The organism is Anaeromyxobacter sp. SG64 (assembly GCF_022690745.1).
GTDB classification, from domain to species: Bacteria; Myxococcota; Myxococcia; order Myxococcales; family Anaeromyxobacteraceae; genus Anaeromyxobacter; species Anaeromyxobacter soli.
Genome location: NZ_JALCZB010000118.1, coordinates 1 through 11,828, shown reverse-complemented (window position 1 = coordinate 11,828; position 11,828 = coordinate 1). Strand labels below are relative to the sequence as shown.

General features: G+C 73.2%; 12 protein-coding genes. All 12 read right to left on the bottom strand.

Annotated features, from left to right (window positions below; translation table 11 throughout):
- Positions 1-26: 26 nt before the first annotated feature.
- Entirely contained in the window at positions 27-944 is a 918-nt protein-coding gene (locus MNZ29_RS21685) for an undecaprenyl-diphosphate phosphatase (RefSeq protein ID WP_242341074.1), read from the bottom strand.
- Between the two features lie 146 nt (positions 945-1,090).
- Positions 1,091-2,572 carry an adenosylhomocysteinase gene (gene ahcY, locus MNZ29_RS21680; protein ID WP_242341075.1) on the bottom strand — a complete coding sequence of 494 codons (1,482 nt, stop codon included), beginning with the start codon at positions 2,570-2,572 and terminating at the stop codon, positions 1,091-1,093.
- A gap of 50 nt (positions 2,573-2,622) precedes the next feature.
- Positions 2,623-3,591, bottom strand: a complete 969-nt coding sequence (locus MNZ29_RS21675; RefSeq protein WP_242341076.1) for a metalloregulator ArsR/SmtB family transcription factor — start codon at positions 3,589-3,591, stop codon at positions 2,623-2,625.
- 293 nt (positions 3,592-3,884) lie between these two features.
- Positions 3,885-5,054, bottom strand: a complete 1,170-nt coding sequence (gene metK / locus MNZ29_RS21670) for a methionine adenosyltransferase (protein ID WP_242341077.1) — start codon at positions 5,052-5,054, stop codon at positions 3,885-3,887.
- Between the two features lie 164 nt (positions 5,055-5,218).
- Positions 5,219-7,018, bottom strand: a complete 1,800-nt coding sequence (ptsP, locus tag MNZ29_RS21665; RefSeq protein ID WP_242341078.1) for a phosphoenolpyruvate--protein phosphotransferase — start codon at positions 7,016-7,018, stop codon at positions 5,219-5,221.
- Entirely contained in the window at positions 7,015-7,287 is a 273-nt protein-coding gene (locus MNZ29_RS21660; protein ID WP_242341079.1) for an HPr family phosphocarrier protein, read from the bottom strand. The genes ptsP and MNZ29_RS21660 overlap by 4 nt, the downstream gene beginning before the upstream one ends.
- 4 nt (positions 7,288-7,291) lie before the next feature.
- The gene (locus MNZ29_RS21655; RefSeq protein WP_308197076.1) at positions 7,292-8,059 is read right to left on the bottom strand and encodes a PTS system mannose/fructose/sorbose family transporter subunit IID; all 768 of its coding nucleotides are present in this window, start codon (positions 8,057-8,059) and stop codon (positions 7,292-7,294) included.
- Positions 8,056-8,760, bottom strand: coding sequence for a PTS sugar transporter subunit IIC (locus MNZ29_RS21650; protein WP_242341081.1), 705 nt, complete (start codon positions 8,758-8,760; stop codon positions 8,056-8,058). The genes MNZ29_RS21655 and MNZ29_RS21650 overlap by 4 nt, the downstream gene beginning before the upstream one ends.
- Before the next feature lie 10 nt (positions 8,761-8,770).
- A complete protein-coding gene (locus MNZ29_RS21645; protein WP_242341082.1) occupies positions 8,771-9,265 on the bottom strand; it encodes a PTS sugar transporter subunit IIB in 495 nt (164 codons plus the stop codon).
- Between the two features lie 31 nt (positions 9,266-9,296).
- Positions 9,297-9,719: a PTS sugar transporter subunit IIA gene (locus tag MNZ29_RS21640; RefSeq protein ID WP_242341083.1), complete on the bottom strand. Its 423-nt coding sequence runs from the start codon at positions 9,717-9,719 to the stop codon at positions 9,297-9,299.
- A 71-nt stretch (positions 9,720-9,790) separates the two neighbouring features.
- On the bottom strand, positions 9,791-10,675 hold the full coding sequence (gene rapZ / locus MNZ29_RS21635; protein ID WP_242341084.1) for an RNase adapter RapZ: 885 nt from the start codon (positions 10,673-10,675) through the stop codon (positions 9,791-9,793).
- Positions 10,672-11,637, bottom strand: coding sequence for an HPr(Ser) kinase/phosphatase (hprK, locus tag MNZ29_RS21630; RefSeq protein WP_242341085.1), 966 nt, complete (start codon positions 11,635-11,637; stop codon positions 10,672-10,674). Before hprK ends, rapZ begins: the two co-directional genes overlap by 4 nt.
- Between the last annotated feature and the right edge of the window lie 191 nt (positions 11,638-11,828).

Sequence of the window (11,828 nt, the reverse complement as noted above, 5' to 3'; positions counted from 1 at the left end):
GAGCGCGGTCCGCAGCGCCGCGAGGCTCATCGGCGGAGCGCGGCGCCGAGCGGCGCCGGCGCGGCTCCTGCGTGGGCCGCGGCGGTCGCCGGCGCGGGCGGCGCCGGGTGCTCGCCGGCCGGGAGCACGCCCTGCCAGATGAGGATCGCGAGCGCGACGCCGGCGGCGATCCGCCAGACCACGAACACGTGGGTGGTGCGGGTGCGCAGCCAGCCGAGGAGCCAGTCGATGACGAGGTAGCCCGCGACCGCGGACACCGCCGTGCCGACGAGCGTGGCGAGGGCCCAGCCCGGCTCGCCGCGCAGCACCGGCACGGTCTTCCACAGCTTGTAGGCCCCCGCGCCGAGGATGATCGGCACCGAGAGGAGGAAGCTGAAGCGCGCCGCCGCCTCGCGCGTGAAGCCGAGCAGCATGCCGGTGGTGATGGTCGTGCCGGAGCGCGAGCTGCCCGGGACGAGCGCCAGCGCCTGGCCGACGCCGATGAGCACCGCGTCCACGGCGCGCACGTCCTCGACGTGGCGCAGGTGGCGCGCGTACCGCTCCGCGGCGAGGAGCACGAGCCCGAGCGCGACGAGCGAGCCGGCGATGACCCAGTTCCCGAGCGCCTCGATGCGCTTCTCGAACAGCTTGCCCAGCACGGCCGCGGGGATCGTGCCGAGCACGATGAACCAGGCGAGGCGCGACTGTGGCGTCTCGAGCGGCCGGCGCCGGGCGAGCGAGCGCAGGCCCGCCACCGCGAGCGCGTAGATCTCGGTGCGGAAGTACACGAGCACCGCGAGGGTGGTGCCCGTCTGGATGATGGTGGCGAACGCGCGGAAGCGCGGATCGGCGAGGTCGTGACCGAGCAGCTCGCCGAACACGAGCAGGTGGGCGGTGGACGAGACCGGGAGGAACTCGGTCGCGGCCTGGAGGATCCCGAGGAAGACGGCGGCGAGGAGGCTCATGCGCGGACCGAACCCTAGTCCACAGTCCCCGGATCATCAACGCGCGGACTTCCCGCCCGCGGGGCCCTTCCACCGGAGCCGCCCCGCTCGCGGCGTCGACCTGGCGGGGCTCGCGACCGTGGCGGCCGCGAGCCCCCGCGCTGGAGCTAGTAACGATAGTGATCGGGCTTGAACGGGCCGTTCGGCGGCACGCCGAGGTAGCTCGCCTGCTTCTTCGTGAGCCTGGTGAGCTTCGCGCCGATCTGCTCGAGGTGCAGCGCCGCGACCTTCTCGTCGAGGTGCTTCGGGAGCACGTAGACCTTCTTCTCGTAGGCCGCCCGGTTCGTGGCGAGCTCGAGCTGGGCGAGCGTCTGGTTCGTGAAGGAGTTCGACATCACGAACGAGGGGTGGCCGGTCGCGCAGCCGAGGTTGAGGAGCCGGCCCTCGGCGAGGACGAGCACGCGGTGGCCGTCGGGGAACACGAAGGCGTCGTACTGCGGCTTGATGTTCACCTTCTCCACGCCCGGCACCTTCTTCAGCCCCGCGATGTCGATCTCGTTGTCGAAGTGGCCGATGTTGCCGACGATCGCGCAGTCCTTCATCTGCTTCAGGTGCTCGACGGTGATGACGTCGAGGTTGCCGGTGGCGGTCACGAACACGTCCGCCTCCTTCACCACGTCCTCGACGCGCACGACCTGGTAGCCCTCCATCGACGCCTGCAGCGCGTTGATGGGATCGACCTCGGTCACCACCACCCGCGCGCCCTGGCCGCGGAGCGCCTGCGCGCAGCCCTTGCCCACGTCGCCGTAGCCGCACACCACGCAGAGCTTGCCGGCGAGCATCACGTCGGCCGCGCGGTTGAGCCCGTCCACGAGCGAGTGGCGGCAGCCGTAGAGGTTGTCGAACTTGGACTTCGTCACCGAGTCGTTCACGTTGATGGCGGGGAAGAGGAGCGTGCCCGCCTTCTGCATCTCGTAGAGCCGGTGCACGCCGGTGGTCGTCTCCTCCGTCACGCCCGCGCAGTCCTTCGCGACGCGGGTCCAGCGCTGCGGGTCCTTCTTCAGCTCGCGGGCGAGGAGCTTCAGGACGACGGCGTACTCCTCGGAGTCGCTGGCGGAGCCGCGCGGCACCTTGCCGGCCTGCTCGAACTCGAAGCCCTTGTGGATGAGGAGCGTCGCGTCGCCGCCGTCGTCCACGATCTGCGTCGGCCCCTTGCCGGCGCCGAAGTCGAGGGCCCGCTCGGTGCAGTCCCAGTACTCCTCGAGCGTCTCGCCCTTCCAGGCGAAGACCGGCACGCCGCGCGGCGCCTCCGGGCTGCCGCCGCGCCCGACCACCACCGCCGCGGCGGCGTGATCCTGGGTCGAGAAGATGTTGCAGCTCGCCCAGCGCACCTCGGCGCCGAGCTCCGCGAGCGTCTCGATGAGCACCGCGGTCTGGATGGTCATGTGCAGCGAGCCGGTGATGCGCTGGCCGGCGAGCGGCTTCTTGCGCGCGTACTCGCGCCGCACCGCCATGAGGCCGGGCATCTCCTTCTCGGCGAGCTCGATCTCCTTGCGGCCCCAGTCGGCGAGCGCGAGGTCCTTCACGCGGTGCTCGACGGGCGCGGCGGGCGGCTTCAGCTGCTTCTTCCGGGCGGCGGGGACGGCCATGGTGCTCTCCTTGCTCGTGGCTTCGTGTAGTGGGTCGTGAAGATCTTCGGTCAGCGGCGGCGCGCGGCGCGCTCGGCCGTCGCGACGACGAGGCCGGGCCCGCGGGCGCCGGGCTCGGGCGGGAGGGCGCGGACGCGCACGGCGGCGAGGCCGGCGGCGGCGAGGAGCGCCTCCAGCTCCTCCGGCGCGAAGCCGGGGCGGACCTGGCCCATCCGGCGGCGGAGCGCGGCGTCGGCGTGGCGGGCGGCGTCCACGACGACGAGCCGGCCGCCCGGGGCGAGCACGCGGGCCGCCTCGCGGAGCGCGGGCGCGGGGTCGTCGAGATAGGCGAGGACGAGCACGAGCAGCGCGGCGTCGCAGCGCCCGTCGGCGATGGGCAGGGCCTCGAGCCGCGCCTCGTGCAGCTCGACGTTGGGCAGCGCGGCGCAGCGACGGCGCGCGGCGCGGAGCATCGCGCCGGACTGGTCGACCGCGAGCACCTGGCGCACGCGCGGCGCGAGGTCGGCCGCGAGCGCGCCGGTGCCGCAGCCGAGATCGGCGACCGTCCAGGAGGCGGGCAGGAGCGCGAGGAGCGCCTCGCGCGCGACGCCCGGGCCGTACACCTCGGCGCGGAGCTTGTCCCACGCCGCCGCCGCGCCCGCGAAGAAGCGCTCGGCGCCGTCCCGGCGGGCCCGGACCGCCTGCAGCCGTCCGGCGTCCTGCCTCACCGCCGGCCAGCCCTCGCTCTCCGCGCGGGCGAGGAGCCAGAGCCGGCGGGCGCCCGGCGCGACGTCCTCTGCGAACCCGTAGAGGCTCTGGGTCCCCTGCCGTCGGCTCACGAGCCAGCCCTGGCCGGAGAGGACCTTGAGGTGGCGGGAGACGGTGGACTGGGGCAGCGCCAGCACCTCGCAGAGCTCGAGGACCGAGAGCTCCTTGCGCTCGAGGGCGTGCAGGAGCCTGAGCCGGGTGGGATCGGCGAGCCCCTCCATCCAGCCGAGGAGGGCGTCCGCGGGGGGACGGGCGGGGGCGGCAACGGTCATCGTTCCATCCGGATGGACGGATATATGGCGCGGACCCCGCGGCGGTCAAGGACGCCCCGTCGCCCCACGAAGGAAGAGGGCCCGCCCCGTTTCCGGGTGCGGGCCCTCGAGGAGGCGACGGCGCGGGCGGGCGTCGGCCGAATTCCGGCGAGCGCAGCGAGCCCGCCCGGGCGCTGCCGCGTTCGCGGCGCAGCCGCCACGCGGCGGCGCACGTACCCGGCGAGCAGGGGTGGGGCCCCGAGGACGGCGGCCAGCCGTCGTCGGGGCGGGGGCGCAGCCCCCGCAAGATCCGTTCAGGCGCCGGCGACCGCGCGGACCTTGCCGCCGGCGGCGTCGCGGAGCGCGTCCTTCTTGTCGGTGCGCTCCCAGCTGAACTCCTTCTCGGTCCGGCCGAAGTGGCCGTAGGCGGCGGTCTTCTCGTAGATCGGCCGCAGGAGGTCGAGGCCCTCGATGATCTGCTTGGGCGTGAGGCCGAACACCTCGCGGACGGCCTGGGCGATGCGCTCCTCCGGGACGAGGGCGGTGCCGAACGTCTCGACCATCACCGAGACGGGCTCGGCGACGCCGATGGCGTAGGCGACCTGCACCTCGCAGCGGCGCGCGAGCCCGGCCGCGACGACGTTCTTCGCGATGTGGCGGCCCATGTACGCGGCGGAGCGATCCACCTTCGACGGATCCTTGCCGCTGAAGGCGCCGCCGCCGTGGCGGCCCATGCCGCCGTAGGTGTCCACGATGATCTTGCGGCCGGTGACGCCCGTGTCGCCCATGGGCCCGCCGATCACGAAGCGGCCGGTGGGGTTGATGAAGATCTTGGTCTTCTTGTCGACGAGCTTCTTCGGCAGCGCCTTCGCGATGACCTCCTCGCGGATGGCGGCGTGGAGCTTGCGGTTCGAGACGCTCTCCGCGTGCTGCGTCGAGACCACCACCGTGTCGATGCGCGCGACCTTGCCGCTGCGGTACTCGACCGTCACCTGGCTCTTGCCGTCGGGGCGGAGGAAGTCGAGCCCGGCGCGGCGCGACTTGGCGAGCTGGCGCGTCACGGCGTGCGCGTACTGGATGGGCGCCGGCATGAGCTCCGCCGTCTCGTCGCAGGCGTAGCCGAACATCATGCCCTGGTCGCCCGCGCCGCCGACGTCGACGCCCTGGCCGATGTCGGGCGACTGCTGGTCCACCGCGACCAGCACGCCGCAGGTGTTGCCGTCGAAGCCCATCTCCCCGGAGACGTAGCCGATGCGCTTCACGACCTCGCGCGCGAGCTTCGGGTACTCGATGCGGGCGCTCGTCGTGATCTCGCCCGCGATCATCACGTAGCCGGTCTTGAGGAGCGTCTCGCAGGCGACGCGCCCCTTCTTGTCCTGCGCGAGCACCGCGTCGAGGACCGCGTCCGAGATCTGGTCCGCCATCTTGTCGGGATGGCCCTCGGTGACGGACTCGGAGGTGAAGAGGTAGTCGGTGTGCGGCATCGGACGGGTTCTCCGGTGGGCGTGGGGGTGGCGAAGGTACGCGGCGGGGGCGGACCCTGTCAATATGACGGACGGTCCTCCACCGCGCGCGTCTTGCGGCTCTGCGGACGCGCTTTGGGAGCGCGCGATCGTGCCGCCGGGCGGACGGGCGAGGGGTCCTTCCCCTACCCTGACACGGGGCCGAGCGCCGGCTCGGCCTCGAGCAGCTCCGGGAAGCGGCGGAGCATCTCGGTGCGCACCTCGCGCTCGATGTCGTCGGCGGTCGTGAACGAGAGGAGCCGCTCGACGAGGGCGCGACCGTCCTCGGCGCGCGCGGCGCGGATCACGCGCTTCACGAGCGGGATGGCGGAGCCGTTCATCGACAGCTCGGAGACGCCCAGGCCGATGAGCACGAGCGCGTTGGTCGGCTCGCCTGCCATCTCGCCGCACATCGAGACCGGGATCCCCACCGCCTGCGCCGCGTCGCAGATCTGCTTCAGCATCCGCAGCACCGCGAGGTGGAGCGGCTTGTACAGGTAGGCGACGTCCTTGTTCTGGCGGTCGATCCCGAGCGCGTACTGGATGAGGTCGTTCGTGCCGATGGAGAAGAAGTCGCACTCGTTGGCGAGCCGGTCGGCGATGAGCGCCGCGGAGGGCAGCTCGATCATGATCCCCACCGGCACGTCGTCGCGCACCGCCACGCCCTCGCGGCGCAGCTCCTCGCGCACCTCGCCGAGGAGCCGGCGCGCGGCGCGCAGCTCGGCGACCCCCGAGATCATGGGGAACATGATGCGGAGGTTCCCGTGCACCGACGCGCGCAGGAGGGCGCGCAGCTGGATGCGGAACATCTCCGGCTGGCGCAGGCAGTAGCGGATCGCCCGCAGGCCGAGCGCGGGGTTCTCCGCCGGCACGCGCATCCCCACCGGCAGCTTGTCGCCGCCGAGGTCGAAGGTGCGGATCGTCACCGGCTTCGGCGCGAGCGCCTCGAGGACGCGGCGGTAGCTCTGATACTGCTCGCCCTCGCCGGGGAGGTCGTGGCGGCCGAGGAACAGGAACTCGGTGCGGTAGAGCCCCACCGCCTCGCCGCCGTGCGCCACGAGGCTCGGGACCTCCTCCACGAACTCGATGTTGCCGGCGAGCCGCACGGTGACGTCGTCGAGCGTGCGGGCCGGGAGATCGCGCGTGCGGAGCAGCACCTGCTCCGCCTCGAGGAACCGCTCCCGCGCGACCTCGTACTCGACGCGGTCGCCGGGGGACGGGTTGATCACCACCACGCCGCGGCTGCCGTCGACGGCGATCCAGTCGCCGCGGCTGGCGAGCGTGGTGATGCGCCCCACGCCCACCACCGCCGGCACCTCGAGGGCGCGCGCGACGATGGCGGTGTGCGAGGTCTTCGCGCCGGTGTCGGTCACGAACGCGGCGACCTTGCGCTCGTGGAGCAGGAGCGCGGTGTCGGCCGGCGAGAGGTCGTGCGCGACGATGATCGCGCCCTCGGGCGGCGGCTCCTCCACGTCGGGCGCCTGGCCGAGGAGGTTCTTGATGACGCGCTCGCCGACGTAGTCCACGTCGGCGCGGCGCTCCTTGAAGTACTCGTCCGCCAGCTCGTGGAAGGCGCTCTTGATCTTGCGGACGGCCCGCTTCACCGCCCACTCCGCGTTGATGCGGTCCTCCCGGATGAGCCGCTGCGCCTCGAGGACGAGCATCTCGTCCTTCAGCATCATCCGGTGCATGTCGATGATGGCGGTGTGCTCGGCGCCGCCCTGCGCCCCCTGCGCCCGCTCCACCTTCTCGCGCACCTCCGCGAGCTGCAGATCCGAGATCTCGAGCGCGGTGCGCAGCCGGGCGAGCTCGCTCTCCACCTCCTCCGGGGCGAGCCGGCGCTTCGGCGCACGCACCCGCCGCCGGTCCACCGGCCAGCAGCGCCCGATCGCGATCCCGGGGGACGCGGCGATGCCGACGAGGATGGAGGCGGAGGCCGGCGTCATTTCTCTCCGAACCCGTTCTCGATCACCTTCGCGAGCGCGGTCATCGCCGAGTCGGCGTCCTCTCCCTCCACGAGCACGACGATGGAGGAGCCCTTCGCGGCCGCGAGCGTGAGCACGCCCATGATGCTCTTCCCGTTCACCTGCATCCCGTCCTTCTCGACGTGGATCTCGGAGCGGAAGCGGTTCGCCGTCTGGACGAGCTGCGCCGCGGCGCGGGCGTGGAGCCCCAGCGAGTTGACGATGACGAAGGTGCGCTCGTGCCTCGGCATGCGGCTAGCTGCTCCAGTGGAGGTGGCCCGCCACCGCCACTGCGATGCCCGCGAGGGCGGCGACGTAGGCGGTGGGGAGGAGGCGCGCGCCGCGGACGAGCGCGGCGTAGCCGGTCCCGGCCACGAGCGCCGCGACGATCCCGGCCGCGGCCCCCGCCGCGCCGGCGCCGCGGAGGACGACGATGGCCGCCGCGACGCCGCACAGGGCGACGCCGGCGGCGCGCAGGCGGTCGGCCGCGAGGGGCAGCCCGAGCCGCGCGATCACCGGGACGACGGCGTCTCCGCCGCGGTAGGCGGCGCGGAACAGCCCGAGGCGCAGGGAGAAGTGGATGACGTTGTAGAGGAGGACGGCCGCCACGATGGCGGGGACGCCGACGACGAGCGCGCCGGCGGCGCCGAGCGCGCCGCAGAACGGGCGGAGCGCCGTCCAGAAGAAGCCGTCGCCGAGCGCCGCGAGCGGCCCCTGCAGCGTGGTCTTGTAGCGGATGGCGGCGCCGGGCGGCTCCTCGCCGGCGGCGACCCGCTCCTCGTGGTGGATCGCGCCGCCCACGATGGCGGCGGCCATGAACGGATGGCAGTTGAAGAACTGGAGGTGGCGCTCGAGCGCCTCGCGCCGCCGCCCGGGCTCCGGATAGAGGGCGGCGAGCGCCGGCTCGATCGCGTAGGCGAAGCCGAGGTTCTGCATGCCGCGCCGGTTCCAGGCGGCCTGCAGGAACAGGCAACGCCAGAACACGCGGGCGAGCGTCCTTGGGGGGACGCGGGCCGGGCTCACGACAGGACCCCCCCGATGAGCAGCCCCGCCGCGAGCGCGCCGCCGAGGGCGCCGTAGAAGAAGCGCGGCGCCTCGCGCGCGCGGAGCGCCTTCGCGCCCGAGGCGGCGGCGAGCGCCGCGAAGGCGAAGAAGCCGAGCCTGAGCGGTCCGGTCGCGCCGGGTACCGCGCGCAGGAACGCGGGGATCACCACCGCGGCGAGGGCGGCGCCGGCGGGCGCGAGGAGCGCGGCGACGGCGAACGGGGCCACGAGCCCGTGGAGGTTCCAGCGCACCGCGGCGCGTGCATCGCCCCCCGCGAGGGCGGCCTCGGCGCGCACCGCCAGCCGATCGTTCCAGAGCTCGACGAAGCGGTCCGCGACGCGCCCGAGGTGGGCGAGCGGCGCGCAGAGGAGCACGGCCAGGATCGCCACCTCCGGCGAGACGCCCACGCCGAGCGCGCGCCCGGCGAGGACCGCGCCGCCCGTGATGGCCACCGTGCCGAGCGCCTCGTGCACCGGCAACGCCGCGCCGAGGTTCACCGCGCCGAGCCAGAGCAGCTCGAGCGGTGGGGCCACGAGGAGACCGCCGTGCGGATCGCCGAGCGCCCAGCCGGTCATCGGCGCGAGCGCGATGGGCCGCGAGAGCATGGCCTGCAGAAAGCCTTTGCGCTCGATCGCGGCGAGGCCCGCGACGACCCCTAGGACGAGGTAGGACAAGCCCAAGCAGTGTAACCTAACGGGCCGCGGCGTACCGGCGTTCGATCTCGTCGATCCCCGCGGGGGCTTCGGTGGGCACCGAGCGGGCTTCCACCTCGAAGCCCGCCGCGGCCAGCTCGCGCAGCGTCCGGATCTCGTCCTCCGACAGGAAAACCGAGGGCGTGACGGCCCTGCGCCCCGGGCCGAAGTGCACGTTGCCCACGTTGAGGAGCCGCGCCCGCGCCGGCGTGAGGCCGGCGGCGCGGGCCTCGGCGAGCTGGGCGACGTCGCGCACGAGCACGAGCACGGGCCGGTCGGACTCCGCGAGCGCCCCGAAGTCGATCGCCCGCAGCGGCTCGATCCGCACCGGCAGCTCGGGCGGGACGCACAGGGTCATCGCCGCGCGGGCGAGCACGCTCGACGCGGCCTCGTCGTCCGCCACGACCACTTCCTTCACCCCCAGGCGAGGGAGCCAGGTCTCGAGCACCTGGCCGTGGAGGAGCCGGTTGTCGACGCGGACGAGGGAGATCACGGGGTAGAGACGGCTGCGCGGGCTGCGCGATTCACGACGAACGGCTCGTGCGTGCCCGGGTGCGCAGGAGCTCGGACGCGAGCGTGATGTTCTTCTGGCCGTAGCCGGTGAGGAGCTCGGCGGTGGCGTGGAGGCCGAGGCTCTCCGCCCGGGCAGTGGCGAGCTTCAGCACCATGGGGAGGTTCACGCCGGTGACCACCTCGAGCTTCTCGTCGAGGAAGGTGAGCGCGAGGTTCGCCGGGGTGCCGCCGAACATGTCGGTGAGGACGAGCACGCCCTCGCCTGCGTCCACGCGCTTCACGGCCTCGCCCAGGCGGGCGCGGCAGTCCTCCATGGACGAGCCCGCGCCGATGCTCACCGCCTCGGACTGCTCGAGGCGACCGACGATGCCCTCCGCGGTGCGGAGCAGCTCCTGCGCGAGATTGCCGTGCGTGGCGACGACGAGACCGACCATCAGGATGCTCCTCCCCCGGCGCGGGCGTACCATAGCCTCGCGCGCCCCCGGGGGCCAGCGGTGCCGGCGCCCTACTCCTTCTCCACGTCCCGGTGCCACAGCCGGACCGGCTGGCCGCCCGCCTCCAGCCGCTCCGAGAGCGCGCCGGCGAGCGCCACCGAGCGGTGCTTTCCGCCGGTGCAGCCGATCGCGATCGTGAGGTAGCTCTTCCCCTCGGCGCGGTAGCGCGGGAGCAGGAAGCCGAGCAGGTCGACGGTGCGCTCGAGGAAGGCCTTCGCGTCGGCCTGGCCGAGCACGAAGCTCGCCACGCGCGGGTCCGTGCCCGGGTGCGACTTCAGCTCGGGGATGAAGTAGGGGTTCGGGAGGAACCGCACGTCGAGCACGAGGTCGGCGTGGGTGGGCAGGCCGAAGCGGAACCCGAACGAAACCACCGTGACGCCGAGCCGGGCGCCCTCCGAGGACCCGAAGCGCCGGGTGACGAGCCGCTTCAGCTCGTGGACGTTCAGCGTCGTCGTGTCGATCACCTCGTCGGCGATCGCCTTCAGCGCGGCGAGGGCGCGGCGCTCGGCGGCGATGCCGTCGGGGACGGTGCCGGTCTCGCCGGCGAGCGGGTGGCGCCGCCGCGTCTCCGAGTAGCGGCGCACGAGGGACTCGTCGGAGGCGTCGAGGAACAGCACCTCGACGTCCGCCCCCTGCTGGCGGATCTCCTGGATGACGCGCGGGGCGTCGGCGAGGAAGCGCCCCTCGCGCGCGTCGACGACGAGCGCGAGGCGCGACACCTCGCCGGCGGTGTGGCCCGAGAGCTCGAGCAGCTTCTCGAGGAACAGGATGGGCAGGTTGTCGACGCAGTAGAAGCCGGCGTCCTCGAGCGCGCGGAGCGCGGTGGACTTCCCCGAGCCGGACACGCCGGTGAGGATCACGACCTCCGCCGCGCCGTGGTTCGCGTTCTCGATCATTCGACGTCCAGCTCCCCGACTCGCCCGCCGGGGGCGAGCGCGATCGCGCGGTTCAGCCGCTCCTGGAACTCCCGGGCCGAGTGGTGGCCCTGGAGCTTCAGGAGGTGGTTGCGCGCCGCGACCTCGACGATGGTGGTCATGTTGCGGCCCGGACGGACCGGGACGATGAGCATCGGGATCTCCACGTCGAGGATGCGGAACTTCTTCTCCTCGACGCCCAGGCGGTCGTACTCCACGCTGGGATCCCACTCCACGAGCTCGAGGACGATCTCGATCTTCTTCCGCTCGCGGATGGACGCGACGCCGAAGAGATCCTTGATGTTGATGATCCCGAGCCCGCGGATCTCCATGTGGTGCTTGATGATCTCGGAGCCGGCGCCGTAGACGGAGTCGGGCGTACGCCGCTTCACGTCGACGATGTCGTCCGCGACGAGGCGGTGGCCGCGCATGACGAGGTCGAGCGCGATCTCGCTCTTGCCGATGCCCGACTTGCCGAGGAGCAGGATGCCGACGCCGAAGACGTCGAGCAGCACCCCGTGCATCGAGGTCTGCGCGGTGAGGATGTCCTCGAGGTAGTTCTGGACGCCCTCGATGAAGGTCGAGCTGAGGTGCGTCGTGCGCAGGAGCGGCACCCCGGACTCGTCGGCCGCGGCCGCCATCTCGGGCGGCACCTCGAGCCCCTTCGTCACGACGAGGCAGGCGATGTCGGCGGAGAAGAAGCTCCGCAGGACGTCCACCGCGCGCTCGCGCGGCAGCGTCTGCAGGTAGCTCATCTCGGTGTTGCCGAACACCTGGACCCGCTCGCGGTGGAGGTTCTCGGTGAAGCCGGCCAGCACGAGCCCGGGCTTCTGGATCCGGGCGGAGCTGATGCGGCGCGAGAGCCCTTGCTTGCCCGCGACGAGGGTGAGCCGGAGGTCGAACTTCTTGTCGTCGAGGAGGGCCCCGACGCGGATCGCGTCCATCGCGGCGGAGTCTAACCCGCGGAAACGGCTGGCCGCTACCTCGTCGGCACGCCTCCCCGGGCCCGCCGCGCCCCGAGGTCCGCGCCGCAGGGCCGGGCGCGGAACGCCGGCGCGCCGCGCGGACCGGGACGGGCGGACGGAGCGAGCGGGCGGAGGGCCACGGCGAGCGCCGCGGCCCGGGTCGCGTGCGG

Excerpts from the sequence above, each read along its gene's own strand:
- MNZ29_RS21675 (WP_242341076.1), bottom strand. The coding sequence starts at position 3,591 with ATGACCGTTGCCGCCCCCGCCCGTCCCCCCGCGGACGCCCTCCTCGGC.
- MNZ29_RS21640 (WP_242341083.1), bottom strand. The coding sequence starts at position 9,719 with ATGGTCGGTCTCGTCGTCGCCACGCACGGCAATCTCGCGCAGGAGCTG.
- metK (WP_242341077.1), bottom strand. The coding sequence starts at position 5,054 with ATGCCGCACACCGACTACCTCTTCACCTCCGAGTCCGTCACCGAGGGC.
- MNZ29_RS21660 (WP_242341079.1), bottom strand. The coding sequence starts at position 7,287 with ATGCCGAGGCACGAGCGCACCTTCGTCATCGTCAACTCGCTGGGGCTC.
- ahcY (WP_242341075.1), bottom strand. The coding sequence starts at position 2,572 with ATGGCCGTCCCCGCCGCCCGGAAGAAGCAGCTGAAGCCGCCCGCCGCG.
- rapZ (WP_242341084.1), bottom strand. The coding sequence starts at position 10,675 with ATGATCGAGAACGCGAACCACGGCGCGGCGGAGGTCGTGATCCTCACC.
- ptsP (WP_242341078.1), bottom strand. The coding sequence starts at position 7,018 with ATGACGCCGGCCTCCGCCTCCATCCTCGTCGGCATCGCCGCGTCCCCC.
- MNZ29_RS21685 (WP_242341074.1), bottom strand. The coding sequence starts at position 944 with ATGAGCCTCCTCGCCGCCGTCTTCCTCGGGATCCTCCAGGCCGCGACC.
- hprK (WP_242341085.1), bottom strand. The coding sequence starts at position 11,637 with ATGGACGCGATCCGCGTCGGGGCCCTCCTCGACGACAAGAAGTTCGAC.